General features: G+C 72.1%; 20 protein-coding genes. 7 read left to right on the top strand and 13 right to left on the bottom strand.

What is annotated here, in order from left to right; genetic code table 11:
• Positions 1-2: 2 nt before the first annotated feature.
• The 8 genes from GA0070561_RS05505 to GA0070561_RS05470 form a co-directional block, all read right to left on the bottom strand.
• The gene (locus GA0070561_RS05505; RefSeq protein WP_091395826.1) at positions 3-1,187 is read right to left on the bottom strand and encodes a hypothetical protein; all 1,185 of its coding nucleotides are present in this window, start codon (positions 1,185-1,187) and stop codon (positions 3-5) included.
• Between the two features lie 181 nt (positions 1,188-1,368).
• A complete protein-coding gene (locus GA0070561_RS05500) occupies positions 1,369-2,118 on the bottom strand; it encodes a ZIP family metal transporter (RefSeq protein WP_091395824.1) in 750 nt (249 codons plus the stop codon).
• A 54-nt stretch (positions 2,119-2,172) separates the two neighbouring features.
• Complete coding sequence (locus GA0070561_RS05495; protein WP_091395821.1) at positions 2,173-3,363, bottom strand: GNAT family N-acetyltransferase; 1,191 nt, start codon at positions 3,361-3,363, stop codon at positions 2,173-2,175.
• Between the two features lie 68 nt (positions 3,364-3,431).
• Positions 3,432-4,124 carry a hypothetical protein gene (locus tag GA0070561_RS05490; RefSeq protein ID WP_091395818.1) on the bottom strand — a complete coding sequence of 231 codons (693 nt, stop codon included), beginning with the start codon at positions 4,122-4,124 and terminating at the stop codon, positions 3,432-3,434.
• Complete coding sequence (locus GA0070561_RS05485; RefSeq protein WP_091395816.1) at positions 4,121-4,966, bottom strand: ABC transporter ATP-binding protein; 846 nt, start codon at positions 4,964-4,966, stop codon at positions 4,121-4,123. The genes GA0070561_RS05490 and GA0070561_RS05485 overlap by 4 nt, the downstream gene beginning before the upstream one ends.
• On the bottom strand, positions 4,963-5,301 hold the full coding sequence (locus GA0070561_RS05480; RefSeq protein ID WP_091395813.1) for a PadR family transcriptional regulator: 339 nt from the start codon (positions 5,299-5,301) through the stop codon (positions 4,963-4,965). The genes GA0070561_RS05485 and GA0070561_RS05480 overlap by 4 nt, the downstream gene beginning before the upstream one ends.
• A gap of 102 nt (positions 5,302-5,403) precedes the next feature.
• Positions 5,404-6,123, bottom strand: coding sequence for a PP2C family protein-serine/threonine phosphatase (locus GA0070561_RS05475; protein WP_091395810.1), 720 nt, complete (start codon positions 6,121-6,123; stop codon positions 5,404-5,406).
• Between the two features lie 115 nt (positions 6,124-6,238).
• Positions 6,239-6,796 carry an XRE family transcriptional regulator gene (locus tag GA0070561_RS05470; protein WP_244166067.1) on the bottom strand — a complete coding sequence of 186 codons (558 nt, stop codon included), beginning with the start codon at positions 6,794-6,796 and terminating at the stop codon, positions 6,239-6,241.
• 55 nt (positions 6,797-6,851) lie between these two features.
• Here GA0070561_RS05470 and GA0070561_RS05465 point away from each other — a divergent pair, with 55 nt between their 5' ends.
• Positions 6,852-8,192 (top strand): benzoate/H(+) symporter BenE family transporter, encoded by a 1,341-nt coding sequence (locus GA0070561_RS05465; protein WP_091395804.1) that lies wholly within the window; start codon positions 6,852-6,854, stop codon positions 8,190-8,192.
• Positions 8,193-8,259: 67 nt separating this feature from the next.
• On the opposite strand, the gene GA0070561_RS05460 is transcribed toward GA0070561_RS05465, so the two are convergent.
• The 4 genes from GA0070561_RS05460 to GA0070561_RS05445 all read right to left on the bottom strand — a co-directional run bounded on the left by GA0070561_RS05460 (position 8,260) and on the right by GA0070561_RS05445 (position 10,451).
• The gene (locus GA0070561_RS05460; RefSeq protein WP_091395802.1) at positions 8,260-8,631 is read right to left on the bottom strand and encodes a hypothetical protein; all 372 of its coding nucleotides are present in this window, start codon (positions 8,629-8,631) and stop codon (positions 8,260-8,262) included.
• Between the two features lie 257 nt (positions 8,632-8,888).
• Complete coding sequence (locus GA0070561_RS05455; protein ID WP_030486188.1) at positions 8,889-9,140, bottom strand: hypothetical protein; 252 nt, start codon at positions 9,138-9,140, stop codon at positions 8,889-8,891.
• 81 nt (positions 9,141-9,221) lie between these two features.
• Complete coding sequence (gene mscL, locus GA0070561_RS05450; protein WP_091395799.1) at positions 9,222-9,695, bottom strand: large conductance mechanosensitive channel protein MscL; 474 nt, start codon at positions 9,693-9,695, stop codon at positions 9,222-9,224.
• Positions 9,696-9,734: 39 nt separating this feature from the next.
• Positions 9,735-10,451 carry a FadR/GntR family transcriptional regulator gene (locus GA0070561_RS05445; protein ID WP_091395796.1) on the bottom strand — a complete coding sequence of 239 codons (717 nt, stop codon included), beginning with the start codon at positions 10,449-10,451 and terminating at the stop codon, positions 9,735-9,737.
• Between the two features lie 179 nt (positions 10,452-10,630).
• On the opposite strand from GA0070561_RS05445, the gene GA0070561_RS05440 reads away from it, so the two are divergent.
• Entirely contained in the window at positions 10,631-11,782 is a 1,152-nt protein-coding gene (locus tag GA0070561_RS05440) for an MFS transporter (protein ID WP_244166105.1), read from the top strand.
• Positions 11,783-11,795: 13 nt separating this feature from the next.
• Here GA0070561_RS05440 and GA0070561_RS05435 read toward each other — a convergent pair whose 3' ends face one another.
• Positions 11,796-12,152: an STAS domain-containing protein gene (locus tag GA0070561_RS05435; RefSeq protein ID WP_091395791.1), complete on the bottom strand. Its 357-nt coding sequence runs from the start codon at positions 12,150-12,152 to the stop codon at positions 11,796-11,798.
• A 163-nt stretch (positions 12,153-12,315) separates the two neighbouring features.
• On the opposite strand from GA0070561_RS05435, the gene GA0070561_RS05430 reads away from it, so the two are divergent.
• Genes GA0070561_RS05430 through GA0070561_RS05410 form a run of 5 tightly spaced genes read left to right on the top strand, consistent with a single transcriptional unit; the run spans position 12,316 to position 16,370 of the window.
• Entirely contained in the window at positions 12,316-13,176 is an 861-nt protein-coding gene (locus GA0070561_RS05430) for an STAS domain-containing protein (RefSeq protein ID WP_091395788.1), read from the top strand.
• The gene (locus GA0070561_RS05425) at positions 13,176-13,586 is read left to right on the top strand and encodes an STAS domain-containing protein (RefSeq protein WP_091395785.1); all 411 of its coding nucleotides are present in this window, start codon (positions 13,176-13,178) and stop codon (positions 13,584-13,586) included. Before GA0070561_RS05430 ends, GA0070561_RS05425 begins: the two co-directional genes overlap by 1 nt.
• Positions 13,583-14,002 carry an anti-sigma regulatory factor gene (locus tag GA0070561_RS05420; RefSeq protein ID WP_091395782.1) on the top strand — a complete coding sequence of 140 codons (420 nt, stop codon included), beginning with the start codon at positions 13,583-13,585 and terminating at the stop codon, positions 14,000-14,002. The genes GA0070561_RS05425 and GA0070561_RS05420 overlap by 4 nt, the downstream gene beginning before the upstream one ends.
• A complete protein-coding gene (locus GA0070561_RS05415) occupies positions 13,999-15,012 on the top strand; it encodes a SpoIIE family protein phosphatase (protein ID WP_091397439.1) in 1,014 nt (337 codons plus the stop codon). Before GA0070561_RS05420 ends, GA0070561_RS05415 begins: the two co-directional genes overlap by 4 nt.
• Complete coding sequence (locus tag GA0070561_RS05410; protein WP_091395779.1) at positions 15,009-16,370, top strand: sensor histidine kinase; 1,362 nt, start codon at positions 15,009-15,011, stop codon at positions 16,368-16,370. Before GA0070561_RS05415 ends, GA0070561_RS05410 begins: the two co-directional genes overlap by 4 nt.
• The last annotated feature ends 5 nt before the right edge of the window (positions 16,371-16,375 follow it).

The following is a 16,375-nucleotide window of genomic DNA, read 5'->3' as shown; positions in this document are numbered from 1 at the left end:
GGTTAGGTGAGCTTGGAGTTGGTCAGCGTGGGGTTGCGGGCGCCCAGGAAGAAGATGCCGGGGAAGCCGTGGGTCTCGAACTTGGCGCTGGGGTTGCGGCGCAGGGTCGAGTTTTCGATCTTCATCGTGCCGGTGCGGTTGTTGCTCACGAAGAAGACCGCGCCGCCGCCCTCGTTGGCAGTGTTGTTCTCGATGATCGTGCCGGCGATCCGTACGGTGAACTCGTTGCCGTCGCAGTAGATCGCGCCGCCGCTGCCGCCGCCGGGCGTACCGGACTTGGCCGGGTTGGCGCCGCTGCCGATCGCCTCGTTGTTCCTGAGCAGGCTGTTCAGCAACACCCACGACACGCCGATGCTGCTCAGCGCCCCTCCGTTGGAGCAGGAACCGCCGTCGAAGGTGCTGCCCACCACGTACACCGGCTTGTTCTCGTACTGGCTCAGCACCCGGACGGCCGCGCCACCCAGGTCGGGGCCGGTGCGGTCGCAGCGGTTGCGGACGAAGCGCGAGTTGACGACCTTCAGCCGCCCGCCGCGTACGAAGATCGCCCCACCGCCGCCGCCCTCGGCCTTCTCGCCGGTGGAGTTGCCGTCGGCGAAGGTGAGGTTCTGCACGGTGAGCTGCGGGTGATCCTGGTTCTGGCAGTGCGAGGTGGTGAAGCCCTGGGCCTCGTCGCAGGTGTTCATGTAGAGGATGCGGCGCTGCCCCTGGCCGCTCAGCGTGACAGTGCCGCCGCCGTCCAGCACGATCTTCGGCCCGTTGGCGTTGCGGACCTTCGCGGTGGCGGCCATCTTGATCGTCACCGGGGCCGGTCCACAGTTGAACGTGATGACACCGCCCGCCGCGACGGCCTTCACGACCGCCGCGGAGGTGCAGCTCGCCGGGGTGCCGGTGCCGATGGTCCGGGTCGGCTTCGAGATGTCCACCGCCCGCGCCTCGGCCGGCACGGTGGCCCTGCCGTTCGGGTTGCCGGCGGCGAGCACCTTGTTGGCGGGCTTCGGGCTGGCGCTGGCCCCCGGGCCGCCGAGGCCGTCGCGAGCCCCCGGAGCGGCGCTCTGACCGCCGGTGGGCAGCGCCGTCGGCGAGGCGGTCGAGCCGGCCTCGAAGGCGGGGGCCGGATCGTTGGGCGCGCAGGCGGGCAGGGTCGCGGTGGCGACACCGAGGGCGAGGAGAGCGGCAAGCGACGTCATGCGCACCCCGTGATGCTAGGAGCCGCGACGGCATCGCGACGAATCCGCCGGGCCGGTTTAATGCGCAGCTAAGCCGCGCCCGTCGCCGCCCGCCATCGCCGCCCGCCGCCCACCCCACGCGCCGCCGCCACCCGCCGTCGCCGCCCGCCTGCCGCGCCGGTTGTGGCGGCGTGACCGGTGGTCAGGTGTGGGAGAGGGCGAAGGCGGTCAGGAAGCCGGCGACAGTGATCAGGCCGACCAGTAGGTGCGCGTTCTCGAACGCCTCCGGGACCATGGTGTCGGTGATCATGGCGAGGATCGCCCCGGCGGCCAACGCGGTGATGGCGGCCAGCACCTCCGGCGGCGCGCCACCCAGCAGCGTGTTGCCGACCAGCGCGGCGACGCCACTGATCAGCGCGATCCCGGTCCAGAGCAGGAACACGTACCGTCGGCTGCGGCCGGCCTGGCGCATGCCGGCGGCGCTGGACAGCCCCTCCGGAACGTTGCTGAGGAACACCGCCGTCACAGTGACCAGGCTGACCGTGCCGCCGCCGAGCAGGCTGGCGCCGATCACTACCGATTCCGGTACGCCGTCGAGCAGCGCGCCGACGGCGAGCGCCGAGCCGGAACCAGGCTGCTCGCTCTCGGAGGGTTGCTGGTCGCCGGACCGCTTCCGGTGCCGGGCGCCGTGCCGGGCGAGAGCCAGGTTGGCCACTGTGTAGACCACCGCCCCGACGGCAGCGCCGACAGCGGTGGGCAGCAGCCCGCCCTGCGCGTGCGCCTCGGCGATCAACTCGAACGACACCGCGGAGAGCAGCACCCCCGCGCCGAACGCCATGATCGACGCGATGACGCGCTGCGGCACCCGGGCGAACCAGCCGACCGCCGCCCCGACCAGCAGAGCCGACCCGGCCAGCAACCCCCATCCACCCGCCTGTAACCACTCCGGCATTCGCGGGACCGTACCCACGGTCGCCGGAGCGACAAACCCGATTGTGAGGAGGGCTCAGAAGTCGGCGAAAAGGTACGGCACCCGGCGGGGGAAGAGGCCGCGCAGCTCCGTGGCGGCGTCCACCGGCACCTCGCCCAGACCGCGTAGCGGCAGCTCGGCCGGGTCCAGTACCCCGTACGCGAGGGCGGAGAGCCCGGCGGCGGTGAGCGTGGCGGTCGGCGCGCGGCCGGTGGTGTCGTCGACCAGTTCCAGCGCGCCGGTCGTGCCGTCGAGCAGGTAGGTGCCGGCCAGCCAACGGTCCCCGGTCAGCTCGATCCGCACCCGGCCCGGGCCGGCGGGCAGCCCGCTCAACGCGTCCAGTGACAGCAGCCGGGCCATCGGCGCGGACGAACCCGGCACTGCCGTACGGGCCTCGACGTGCACGTCCAGGTCGGTCAGCCACAGCTCGGGCAACTCGTCCGGCGGAACCTGAACGGTGACCCGCTCGATCTGGTCGACGTGCCGGGCGAAGAACTGCAACAGCAGCGCCCGCGCGAGCGGGTCGGTGACCAGCAACTCGTTGCCGTGCAGCGTGCCGCCGTGTTCGTCGATCCGGTACGTCACCGCGCCGGTGACCTCCCCGCCGACCCGGGCGGTGAGCAGCCAGTACTCGTCACGGTCACGCATTCCGACCGCCCGGTAGTCGGGGAAGATCGCGAAGCCGTGTCGTTCCTGGAGGTTGCGCTCGGTGAACGCCCGCCACGCCGGATAGCCGGCGGCGACGCGCTCCCAGCCCACCTCGCCGGGCAGGTCCACCCGCAGCAGCGAACCCAGGTTGGCGGGAGTGAAGGTGACCCGGCGCGGCTTGGGCAGCCCGACGTAGCCGAACCGGGCGTAGAAGCTGGGCCGGAACGGATAGAGCGCGCTGAGCGGGTGGCCCTCGTCGCGCATCTCGTCGAGCAGTTGGTGCAGCAACGTCCGGACGTGCCCCTGCCGGCGGGCCAGCGGATGGGTCGCCACCCCGGCGACACCGGCCATCGGCAGCACCACCCCGCGCAGGTTCTGTCGCATCGGGATGGCCGAGACGGCGGCCAACGTGGTGCCGTCCTCCTCGGCGATCAGCGTCCGGTTGCCCTGGTTGTAGGGCAGGTAGTCGCGGAACTCCGCAGTCCGGGCAGCGCTGAGCGGCGAGGACTCGAAGGCGTACGCGGCCAGCGGGAAGCTGGTGGTGAGACGGTCGTCGTCGGTCACCCGGCGGATGGTCATTCGACCATCTCAACCCGCCGCGCGGGTCGCAGCAACCGGATTGGCCCGATCCGCGGCCGGCACGGCGGTCAGCCGACCGGCAGGTGCCGCAGGTGACGACGGCGGCGCAGGCGGACGCTGGCCACCGCGGCCACGCCCAGGGCCAGCAGGGCGGTGACGACGAGCCCGTGCAGCAGGCCACGGGAGAGGTAGCCCTGGTCGGTGTTGTCGACAGTCCAGGTGGCGATCTCCCGACTCGACCAGAACGGCGTCAACCTCGCCCCGGACCCGGCCGGTTCGATCAGCATCTGCACCGTCACCACGGTGAGCAGCAGCAGCGTGCCCTCCAACTCGCGGGGCAGCAGCGCACCGATCAGCATCCCGAACGGCGCCGCCACCGCGACGGAACAGAGCAGCGCCGCCGCGAGGCCGCCGTACCGCAGGTCCGCGCCGTCGATCATCGGGAGCAGGAAGAAGGGTACGGAGATGACCAGCCCCACCGTCCACAGACCGAGCATCCGACCGAGATAGAGATGGTGTGGACGGTAGCCGGCCAGCCGCAGCCTCGGCTCCAACTCGCGGGCCGCGGTCGTGGCGAACAGCGCGGCGGTGCTCACCGCCCAGCCCACCCCCAGCAGCAGCGAGCGAACCGACTGCCCGAGGTAGGCGTCCCGCCGGATCAGGTAGAAGGTCAACGGCATCAACAACAACAGCAGGAGTACGCCTCGACGCCGCAGCAGCTCCCGCAGGGTCATCTCGGCGACGGTGACGAGCCGGTTCACGGGCGGCCTCCCTGGATGCCGGGCGCGTGCCACCCGGTCTCGTGTGCCGGGGTCAGGTCGAGCACGATGTCCACCCGGTCGAGTTGGTTGAGCAGGTGGGTCACCACGACGATGGCCGTGCCGGCGTCGCGCAACCTGCTGAGCTGGTCCCAGAAGTTGACGTACGTGCCCTGGTCGAAGCCCTGGTACGGCTCGTCGAGCAGCAGCACGTCGGGGGCGCTGAGCGTGGACATGGTCAGGTTGAGCTTCTGTCGGGTGCCGCCGGACAGGTGGCGGGCCTGCACGTCGCCGCCCGCTTCCCAGCCGAGCTGCCGGGCCGCCGCCCGACCGGCGCGGCGGGCCGGGCCCCGGGCCACACCCTGACCCGCGCCGACCAGCACGAAGTGCTCGTCGGCGAGCAGGAAGTCGGCGGTGCCGCCGGACTGCGGGCAGTAGCCGAGCCGACCGGAGACGGTCACCTCACCGGCGTCCGGTGACATGAGTCCGGCGCAGATCCGGAGGAAGGTGCTCTTGCCGCAGCCGTTCGCGCCGACGACGGCGGCGATCTGTCCGGCCCGGACGGTCAGCGTGGCGTCGCGCAGCACGGTTCGTCGCCCGTACCGCTTGGTGATGCCCGCCGCGTGCAGCCGGACCGGGCCGGGGCGGGGTCCGGGCGCGGTGCCGATGCTCTCCACGACCGCACCCGCGTACTGCAGGGGTGGGCCGAAGACGACCCAGGGGTCGCCGCCGCCCTCGCGCAGGTGTGTGGCGGCCTCGGCGACCACGTGCCGTGCGGCGTCCGCCGCGACCCGGCGCTGGTGCAGCTCGGCTGTGAGCGTACGCAGCCAATCGTCGGCGTTCACCGGGTGACCCCCTTCGTGACGATGTCGTTCACCGGCTGGACGAAGGTGAGCCAGGCGCTGCCGCCGGCGCGGAGCGCCTCGTGCCCGTCGTCGGTGAGCCGGTAGTACTTACGGGCCGGCCCGGCGCTGCCCTCCCGCCACTGCGCGGTCACCAGGCCGGTCTTCTGTAGGCGCAGCAGCACGGGATAGAGCGTGCCGCCCTGGATCGGCCCGACGCCCGCCGCGTCGAGCGCCTGCGCGAGCTGGTAGCCGTAGGACTCGCCTTTGGACAGCAGGGCCAGGACGCAGATGTCGAGCACCCCCCGCAGCCACTGCCCGCGCCGGTCGGAATCCACGCGTCGGACAGTAGCGGCGCAAGCTAGATGGCACAACCACCTACTGTGGCAGCGGAACCCGAACCAGTCGGTTCGGGTGAGCCGCCGAGTGAGCCGTACGGGTCAGTGGGCGACGACGTCGGAGACCACGACTGTGACGTTGTCCGGTGCGCCGGCGTGGTGAGCCAGCTTCACCAACTGCTCACCGCACTGCTGGCGGTCGGCGTACATGCCCAGGGCCGCGGCGATGGCCTCGTCCTCGACGTAGTCGGAGAGCCCGTCGCTGCACAGCAGCAGCCGGTCACCGGGGGCCACTGTGAGCACCCCGACCGCGGGTGGGGTGTCGGCGCCCTGCACGGCCCGGGTCACCAGGGACCGCTGCGGGTGGTGGCGGGCCTGCTCGGGAGAGAGGGTGCCCTGATCGACGAGCGCCTGCACGAACGTGTCGTCCCGGGTGAGCTGGGTCAGCTCCCCCTCGCGCAGTAGGTAGCAGCGGGAGTCGCCCACCTGGGCCAGCACCAGCGTCTCCCCGGCCAGCAGCGCCGCGGTGAGCGTCGTACCCATGCCGTCCCGGCTCGGGTCGACGGTGATGGCGGCGTGGATGCGCTGGTTGGCGGTGCTGACCACGGCACGCAGCGCGTCGGCGGCGCCGTCGGGGTCGGTGGGCGGAGCCAGTTCGTCCAGGATCCGGATCACGATCTCGCTCGCCACCTCGCCCGCAGGCAGCCCACCCATGCCGTCGGCGACGGCGATCAGGCGGTCACCGGCGAGGGCGGAGTCCTCGTTGTTGGTGCGCACCAAGCCGATGTCGTTGAGGATGACCGAGCGGAGGATCAGCGTCATGGGGTCAAGCTTGCCAAGAACAACCCGCATTCGTCTCTACGCCTCCTACCTAGGTCGAGAAATGATTGCGATTTTCGTCGACGGGGCCGACGGTCCGTGACCGTTCGGCGGGGTCTCAGCGGCGCGGATAGCGCAGCAGCAGGCTGGCGGCGACCTCCTCGTCACCCACCGCCGCGTAGCTGTGTGGCACGTCCGACACCCAGCGGAGGTGCCCGCCGGCCGGGGCGGTCAGCGGTGCGTCGGCCGGCCCGGTGCGCAGCACCCCGGCGAAGACGGTGACGTGCTCGGTGACCCCCGGCGCGTGAGCGGGGGAGAGTTGGGTGACGCCGGGCGCGACCCGCATCCGGTACAGCTCGTAGGTCGCGTCGGTGTCGGTGAAGACTTCCAGCAGGGTCGCGGTGACCGCGGTGCCGTGCACGGTGGGCTCGGCCGCCGGTTCGGCCAGCAGGGCGGTGAACGGTACGCCGAGCTGTGCGGTGACCGCCCAGAGCGTCTCCAGGGTCGGGTTGCGGGTGCCGTGCTCCAGGCCGGAGAGGGTGGCCTTTCCGACACCGGCGAGCCGGGCGAGTGTGGACAGCGAGATTCCCTGCTCCTCGCGGAGGGCACGAACCCGGCGCCCGACGACGGCGGGATCCACGTCGAGGCCTGGGCGGGCTGGTGGTGGGTGCGGCACCCGGCTATCGTGCTACACGCTTCCGTTCCGTAAACGGAACAGTCGGGAGGGTGGGGTGGCCGGACGCGTGCAACCGGTGCTGGCGGGGGTGGTGACCGCGCTGGTCGGCTTCGCCAGCTCGTTCACCGTCGTGTTGGCCGGGCTCCGAGCGGCGGGCGCGTCGGACGCACAGGCCGCCTCCGGCCTGCTCGCTCTCTGCGTGGCGAGTGGGTTCGTCGCCGTCTGGCTGGGCTGGCGGTACCGGATACCGATGAGCGCAGCCTGGTCCACTCCGGGCGCGGCGCTGCTGGTGGCGACCGGGTCGCCACCGGGCGGATGGCCGGTAGCGGTGGGCGCCTTCCTCGTCTCCGGTGTGCTGATCGTCGCGGCCGGGTTGTTCCCGCCGCTCGGCCGTGCGGTGGCCGCCATCCCCAAGCCGGTGGCCGGCGCGATGCTCGCCGGGGTGCTGCTGCCGCTGTGCACCGCCCCGGTCCGCGCGCTGGTCGAGCTGCCGGTGGTGGCCGGATCGGTGGTGGTCGGTTGGCTGCTGCTGCACCGGTTCGCCCGACGCTGGGCGGTACCCGGTGCGCTGGTGGTGGCGGTGGCGGCGATCGCACTGACCGCACCGCCGACCGGCCTGACCGGTGCCGCGCTGATCCCGTCGGTCACGCTGACCGCGCCGGCCTGGAACGCGTCCGCACTGGTCGGGTTGGCCCTGCCGCTGTTCCTGGTCACCATGGCCGCGCAGAACGTACCCGGCATGGCGGTGCTGGTCGGCTACGGCTACCGGCCGCCGTTCGGCGCCGCGCTGCGGACCACCGGCCTGGCCAGTCTGCTCGCCGCCCCGGCCGGCGGGCACGCGGTGAACCTCGCGGCGATCACCGCCGCGCTGGCCGCCGGCCCCGACGCGCACCCCGACCCGGAGCGCCGATGGATCGCCTCGGTCACCGCGGGCGCTGGGCTGGCCGTGCTCGGCCTGGGCGCCGGCGTGGCCACCACGCTGGTGGCGGTCGCCCCACCGATCCTCATCGAGGCGGTCGCCGGGCTGGCGCTACTGGGCGCCCTGGCCACCGCGCTCGCCTCGGCGGTGACCGACCCGGCGACCCGGGAGGCAGCCGTGGTCACCTTCGTGGTGACCGCGTCCGGGGTGACGCTGATCGGCGTGGGCGGCGCGTTCTGGGGCCTGGTCGCGGGCTGCCTGATGCTGCTGCTCTTCCATCGCCGGCAACCCGCCGCGCCCGACCAACCCGCCCTCACCACGCCGGATGAGCCCGCCGCGCCGGACCAGCCCGCCGCACCGGACCAGCCCGCCGCACCGGACCAGCCCGCCGCACCGGATGAGCCCGCCGGGGACCAGCCGGCCGCGCCGGATCAGTCGGCCCCCACCGTGCAGCGAAGATCGACTCGGGTTTCATGAAGTCGGGCTGTCCCGAGGCTCCGGATGCCCCGATTTCCGTGAACCCGAGTCAATCAGGGCGGTGGGGTCACTCCTCGGGCGGCAGGTCGGCCACCCCGACGGCCAGGAGGACCCGGCCGTCGGCCACCGACCCGATCCGGTCGGCCGGTACGTAGACCGCGCCGGTGCGGGTCAGGTCGGTCGAGACCTTCAGATAGCCGCTGTGCAGCAGCCGCGCCGCCAGGTCGGCCGGTACGTCCGGCTCCTCGACCGCGGTCGCCTCGATCAGCTCGTCCAGGCTGCTGCCCGGGTCGGCGGTCGGTGTCTGGACGGTCACCGCGTTCGGGTCACCCCGCTGGACGAGGTCCACGGTCCCGACCTCGGTGCCAGCTGAGTCGATCACCGGCATCCCGGTGGTGATCCGCGAGATGGTCGCCTGCTGCTCGTCCTGCTGGTCCATCCCGCTGCGGTTCCCAGGGCGGCGCGCCGCTAAACGCCGCCGCCTGTCCGCCCGACGCTCAGCGGCCGCTGCGGTCTCGGTGTGGTCGGCACCTCGTCCAGAGCAGCGGCTCGGAGGCGGCAGGTCCGCAGGCGATGGCCCGGAGAGCGATGGCCCGGAGAGCGTTATGACTCTGAGGCATATTTATTCCTCAGAGTCATAACCGTCGAAAGCAGTACCGTCTCCACGGCCCGCGCAAGGTGGCGGGCGACGGACACTCAGCTGTTCGGGAGGGTCCAGCCGCCGGGCGGGCGGGGGGACAGCTCCCGCCAGGTGTCCGGGCCGTCGAGCAGCGCCCGGACGGTGTCCTCGGCCTCGTCCGCACTGCCGTACTCGTAGAAACGGGAGATGCCCTCGGCGCCGCCGGCCCGCTGCTCGACGTGCCACCGGTCGGCGTCCACCCGCAGGAAGACGTCCCGCCGGGCCAGCCGCCCCCACTTCCCGTTCCACCAGTGCTTTCGCTGCTCCATGGCGGGACTCTATCGAACACACGTACGAGAAGGTGCGGCCCCTGCGGGAATCCCACAGGGGCCGATGTGCATCCGTTCGGGTCAGCGCTGCGTCGGCGGCTCCGGGCGGCGGCCCAGCACGTCGTCCAGCGCCCCGCGCTGCTGGCCGGGGGTGGTGTGGCCGGCGGAGACCAGAGCGTCCCGGATCTCGGTGAGCAGCTTGACCTCCTCGCTCGGCGCCGAGGGCGGCGGCTCCTCGCCCCGCTTGCGCCGCTCGGCCAGCCGGTTCATCGGGTAGACGACCAGGAAGTAGAGCGCCGCCGCAGTGAGCAGGAAGGTGATCACCGCGTTGACGAAGGCGATCCAGTCGAACGGGATGCCACGGAACTTGGGTGCCGTGCCGGCCAGACCCTTGTCGCTGCCCGTGATGACCAGCACGATGACCCGGATCAGTGGTTCGAGGAACGACTTGGTGAGCTGGGTGACCACGCCCGTGAACGCGGCGCCGATGACGACACCGACCGCCAGGTCGACGACGTTGCCGCGCATGATGAAGTCTTTGAAGCCCTTGAGCATTCGTACTCCCGAGGTGTCCGCTTTTCTGTCGGGCACAACCTATGCCCGTTCGGCGGGTTCCAGAAAAGCGCCGGCTTCGAGCGCCGCCCGGCCGGGATCGCCGGCCCGGATCGCCTCGACCAGCCGGGTGTGGTCGACGTAGCGCTCGGGGGTGAGCTCCCCGCCCATGGCCTGGGCGACAGTGCTGCGCAGGGCGGTGCCCACCGAGGCGTACAGCTCGGCGAGCATGGCGTTGTGCGCGGCGGCGACCACCGCCGTGTGCAGTGCCGCGTCGGCTTCGACGAACGCGTCGACCCGGCCGCCGTGCCAGGCGGCCTCGCGCTGGGCGAGCGCGCCGTCGAGCGCCGCCAGGTCCTCCGGGGTACGCCGCAGCGCGGCGAGCCGGGCGGCCTCCACCTCGAAGGCGCGGCGTACCTCGATGACCTCGGTCATCCGGTCGTCGCCGAGTCGGCGGGCGACCACCGGTGCCAGTTCGTCGGTGGACACCACGTAGGTGCCGGAGCCCTGCCGGCACTCCAGCACCCCGGCGTGCACCAGGGCGCGGACCGCCTCGCGGACCGTGTTGCGCCCGACGCCCAGCGCGGCGACCAGTTGCGGCTCGGTGGGGATGCGTCCGCCGACGGGCCATTCGCCGCCGAGGATCCGGGCGCGGAGTTGCTCGGTGGTCTGCCGGACGCGGTGGCCGCGGGGCGGCACGGCGGGCTGGCCGCGGGGCGGTGCCGGCGGCGCGGAGGGGAATTCAACCGACGGTGGCACTGGTTACATCACCGGTCCCAAATTCATCCCATGATTGTAGGTTAAGGGTCATGACCCCGCCACCAACCGCCGCTCCGGCGTTGCCCGCCCCCGCCGCCGTCGACCCTCGCCCGACGCGGGACCCCGGCACCGGCCGGCGGACGCACCCGGCGACCGGTGGCGCGCTGGTGCTGGTCGGGATGCTGCTGGTCGCGCTCAACCTGCGCGCCGTGGTGACGAGCCTCGGCGCACTGCTCGACGAGGTCCGCGACGGGCTGGGCCTCTCCGGTGTCACCGCCGGCCTGGTCACCACCCTGCCGACCATCGCGTTCGCCGGCCTCGGCGCGCTCACCCCGTGGCTGGTCCGCCGGGTGGCACCGGCCCGGGTGCTGGTGGTCGCCATGTTCGCCCTCGCCGTGGGCCAGGTGCTCCGGGTCGTCACCGACTCGGCCTTGATCTTCGTGCTCACCAGCGCGCTGGCGCTGTCCGGCATCGCGGTCGCCAACATCCTGCTGCCGATGCTCGTCAAGCAGCACTTCCCGCACCGCACCGGCCTGGTCACCGGGGCGTACACGATGGCGCTGACAGTGGGCACGACGGTGGCCGCCGCCTCCGCGGTGCCGATCGCGCACGCCTTCGGATCGTGGCGGGCCGGGCTCGGCGTCTGGGCCGCGATGGCCGCGGTGGCCGTACTCCCGTGGGTGCCGCTGGCACTGCGGACCCGCGCTGCGGCGCGGCGGGCGACCCCGACGGCGGTCGTCGCCACGCCGATGCGGGTCCGGCCGGCGCGGACCCGGCTCGGCTGGGCGATGGCCGTCTACTTCGGGGCGCAGTCGCTCAGCGGGTACGCGATCATGGGCTGGCTGGCCCAGCTGTTCCGCGACGCCGGTTACCAGCCGGAGTCGGCCGGGCTGCTGCTCGCCGGGGTGACCGCGCTCGGCGTGCCGATCGCGCTGCTGATGCCCACCCTGGCCGGTCGGCTGGGCACCCTGCGGCCGCTGGTGCTCGGGCTGACCACCGCGTCGGCGCTGGCCTACCTGGGGTTGGCGCTCGCACCACACGGTGCCGCGCTGCTCTGGGTCGCCCTGCTGGCGATCGGGCAGGGCGCGTTCCCGATGATCCTGACCGCCATCGGCCTACGCGCCCGCACCGCCGAGGGCACTGTCGCGCTCTCCGCGTTCGCGCAGAGCACCGGGTACGTGATCGCCGCCCTCGGCCCGCTGATGGTCGGCATCCTCTACGAGGCCACCGGCGGCTGGACCGCGCCGATCGGGTTCCTGCTGGGTGCCCTCGCCGTGCAGACGACGGCGGGCATGGCGATCGCTCGTCCCCGTTACGTCGAGGACGAGTGACGCACGCGGACGGTCAGGAGGAAGCCGGCGTCGATTCGCCGGCGACTGCCTCATCCACCGTCGGGTAGGTGTGCAGCACCTCGACCAGCCCGCTCACCTCAAGGATGCGCAGCACGCCGCGCTGCGGGGCGGCCAGCCGGACCACGCCGCCAGCCTCGTCGCAGCTGTTCTTGGCGCGGACGAAGACCGACAGACCGGTCGAGTCGCAGAACGAGACGTCCGCCAGGTCGAACACCAGCCGGTTGCGGCCCTTGTCGAGCAGGTCGGTGATCTGGTCCTGCAGCTGCGGTGCAGTGGCCATGTCCAGCTCGCCCGCGACCGCTACGACGACCACGTCGCCGCGTTGTTCCGTGTGCACCGTCAACGACATTCGCCAGACCTCCTGTTATCGGGGGAACGGTATCCCACGACCACGGTCGGAGGTAGAACGGGAGCCGTGATCCGGTGGCCATCGTCATTCCGTTGCTACGGGGCAAGTAGTTGGTCAGGCCCCGGTGATAGAGTCCGCCCGGTCCAGGTCAAGGGGGTTCGAAATGGCGTTGAGCACCGAAGAAAGTGGTCGGCTCGCCGCGCTGCTCAGCGGGCAGGACGAACGGGTCACGACTCGGTGGACCGAGATCGTCACCAGTTCGTTGCGAGGCCGGCTGAGCCAGGCGGAGCTGCGCCGACAGGTCCAGGACCTGCACCGCGCCATCGTCTCCACCGGCGAGCAGGGCATCATCGACCTGTCCGCCGACAGCGCCGCCGAACTGCGCGCCGCGCTCTCCGAGCTGTCCCGTGGCCGGGCCCGGCAGGGCTTCTCCGCCACCGAGACCACTGTCAGCATCTTCGCGCTGAAGGACGTGCTGGCCGAGCTGGTGCAGGAGAACGGCGGCCCGAACGCGCTACCGGACTACGTCGCCTTCTCGAAGCTGGTCGACGAGATGGGCCTGTTCACCTTCGAGAGCTTCGTCCGCACCCGGGAGAGCCTGATCGCCGACCAGGCCGAGCAGTTGCTCGAGCTCTCCACGCCGGTGGTCAAGCTCTGGGAGGGCGTCGTCGCCGTGCCGCTGGTCGGCACCCTCGACTCGGCCCGGGCCCAGGTCGTCATGGAGCGGCTGCTGCAGACCCTGGTCGACACCAGCTCGCCGTACGCGATCATCGACATCACCGGCGTACCGGCGGTGGACACCCAGGTCGCCCAGCACATCCTGAAGACCGTGGTGGCCGCCCGGCTGATGGGCGCCGACTGCATCATCTCCGGCATCCGTCCGCAGATCGCGCAGACCATCGTGGCGCTCGGCATCGAGTTCGGCGACATCGCCACCAAGGCGAGCCTCGCCGACGCGCTGCGCCACGTGCTGCGGCTCAACGGGGTGGAGACCGCCCGCCGCCAGCCGCGCCGGGACGCCTGATGGAGAGGGTTCCGATCCTCAAGATCGGTGACATCCTGCTCGTCTCCATCCAGCTCGACATGTCCGACCAGACGGCGGTCCAGCTCCAGGAGGACCTGGCCGAGCGGATCGTCGCGACTGGCTGCCACGGCGTCATCATCGACATCACGGCACTGGACATCGTCGACTCCTTCGTCGGGCGGATGCTCTCCACCATCGCGTCGATCTCCAAGGTGCTGGACGCGGAAACGGTGGTGGTCGGGATGCGTCCGGCCGTCGCCATCACCCTTGTCGAACTCGGGCTGTCGCTGAACGGCATCCGTACCGCGCTGAACGTGGAACGCGGCATGGAGCTGATCGCGGCGGCCCACGCCGACGAGCTCGACTACCAGCTCGACGACGATCCGGACGCCGAGACGGCCTCGCCGTGACCGCGGGCATCGACCTGGGCCAGCCACAGGCGCAGTCGGTCCGGAGCGATGAGGACGTGGTGCGCGTCCGGCAGTTGGTCCGCGCCGTGGCGGTGGCCAGCAAGCTGTCCCTCGTCGACCAGACCAAGGTGGTCACCGCGGCGAGCGAGTTGGCCCGCAACACCCTGGTGTACGGCGGCGGCGGTTCGGTCGAGGTGACGGTCGTGGACAACGGCCGACGCAAGGGCGTGCAGATCGTGTTCGCCGACTCCGGGCCGGGCATCGCGGACCTCGACCTGGCCATGACCGACGGCTACACCAGCGGCGGCGGTCTCGGCCTCGGGCTCAGTGGGTCGCGACGCCTGGTCGACGAGTTCCAGATCGAGACGTCCGCGGAGACCGGTACGCGGATCACGGTCACCAAGTGGTCCAGGTGAACGCCGACGCGGTCACCGACAGTGGCATCTGGTTCCGGGTGGAGGCCAGTAGCGCGGCGAGCGCCGTCCGGCGGGCCGCCGAACGCCTCGGCGCACAGGTGGAAATGGGCGAGGCGCGCATCGCCGACCTGGCCATCGTCGCGGCCGAGCTGACCAGCAACCTGGTCAAGCATGCCGACGAGGGCATCCTGCTGCTCCGGCCGGTACGCCGCGCCGGGCAGGCCGGGGTGGAGTTGGTGGCCATCGACTCCGGGCCCGGCATGGCCGACCTGACCGTCTCGTCCCAGGACGGGCACTCCACCACCGGCACACTCGGCATCGGTCTGGGTGCCATCGTCCGGCAGGCCAGCTGGTTCGACGGATACTCGCTGCCCGGCCGGGGCACCGTCCTCGCCGTGCAGGTCTGGCCGGCCGAGGCGGCACGGCCGTCCTGGGCCGGCGCCCTCACCCGTCCGCTGACCGGCGAGACGATCAGCGGCGACGGCTACGCAGTGCGGGTCGTCGACGGGCGGCACCAGGTGCTGGTCAGTGACGGGTTGGGGCACGGCCCGTTGGCCGGGGCCGCCACCGACGCCGCGCTGGCCGCGTTCCGCGACGCTCCGGCCGGCCCACCGGCGATGGTGGTCGGTCACCTGCACCGGAGCATGTCGCACACCCGGGGCGCCGCGCTCGCCGTCGGCGAGCTGATGCCGGAGGCCGGCGTGCTGCACTACGCCGGCCTGGGCAACATCGCCGGCGTGGTCGTCGAGGGTGACGGCCGCCGTCGAGGGTTGGTGTCGCTGCCCGGCATCGCCGGCCACCAACGGCCCACGATCCGGGAGTACGACTACCCGTTCGGTCCCGGCGCCCGGCTGGTGATGCACAGCGACGGGGTGGTCGACCGGTGGCGGATGACCGACTACCCGGGCCTGGCGGAGCGATCCCCGCTGGTCATGGCGGCGACCCTGCTCCGTGACGCCGGTGTGCGACGTGACGACGCCTGCGTACTGGTCGCGAGGTCCTGGGCATGATCGGGGAGCCGGCCGCGCTGCCGCTGCTCCAGATGGCACTGCGGGTCGAGCAGGACATCTTCGTCATCCGTCAGCGGGGGCGCGAGGTGGCCGCTGTGGTCGGCCTCGAACACCAGGACCAGGTGCGGATCGCCACCGCGCTCAGCGAAGTCGCCCGGGACCTGCTGCGGACGACCGGGGGAGCGGACGTCTCCTTCCACGTCGACGCGGGTGCCGACGGCCGGTTCCATCTACGCGCCGACCTGGCCCCGGTGTCCCCGCTGCCCGACGGTCGCTACCAACCGCAGTCCGGCGCGGTGTCCCGACTGGTCGACACACTGAGCGTGTTGACCGTCGAGGGGGTTACGGTCGTACGGATGTCCCGACGAGTCCCGGCCAACGCGCCGACGCCGACCCCGGAGCGGCTCGCCGAGTTCCGTACCGAACTCGGCCGCACCGCGCCGGGCAGTGCGCTGGACGAGTTGACAGTGCAGAACGGGCAGCTCATCGCCGCACTCGACGAGGTGCGCAGCCAGCGCGACGAGCTGGCCGTGCTGAACGAGGAGCTGGCCGAGACCAACCGCGGTGTGCTGGCGCTCTACAACCAGCTCACCGAGGAGCTGGAGGAGACCAACCGCGGTGTCGTCGCCCTCTACGCCGAGCTGGACGAGAAGTCGGCCCAGCTCCGCGCGGCGAGTGAGTCGAAGAGCCGGTTCCTGGCCAACGTGAGCCACGAGCTGCGGGCGCCGGTCACCGCGATCATCGGCCTGGGGCGGCTGCTCACCGACTCCGCCTCCGACCCGCTGACCGACGAGCAGGGCCGCCAAATCGATCTGATCCGCTCCTCGGCGGCGGACCTGCTCAACCTGGTCAACGAACTCCTCGACCTGGCCAAGGCGGAGTCCGGCCGGATCGAGCCGGAGCTGGCCGAGGTTGACCTGCGGCCGGTCTTCGGTCAACTGCGCGGCACCCTGCGCGCGCTGGCCACCCGCCCGGGGGTGGAGCTGGTCGTGGAGGAGCCCAGCGGGCCGGCCCTGCTGCACACCGACGAGGTGCTGCTCGGCCAGGTGCTGCGCAACCTGCTGCACAACGGGTTGAAGTTCACCGAGCGCGGCGAGGTGCGGCTGCGGGCCAGCCAGAGCGGCGACCGTTGGCAGTTCGAGGTCAGCGACACCGGGCCGGGCATCGCTCCCGAGCTGCACGACCGGATCTTCGAGGAGTTCTATCAGATCCCCGGAGCCACCCGGGTCGGCGGCACCGGCCTCGGTCTGCCGTACGCCCGGCGGTTGGTGACGCTGCTCGGCGGGACACTGGAGCTGACCAGCGCGGCCGGCGAAGGCAGCACATTCACCGTCTCCCTGCCCACCGGCGGGGCGTGACGGCG

Origin of the sequence: Micromonospora saelicesensis, from assembly GCF_900091575.1 — a bacterium.
Taxonomy (GTDB): domain Bacteria; phylum Actinomycetota; class Actinomycetes; order Mycobacteriales; family Micromonosporaceae; genus Micromonospora; species Micromonospora saelicesensis.
This window is presented reverse-complemented; position numbering and strand designations above follow the sequence as displayed.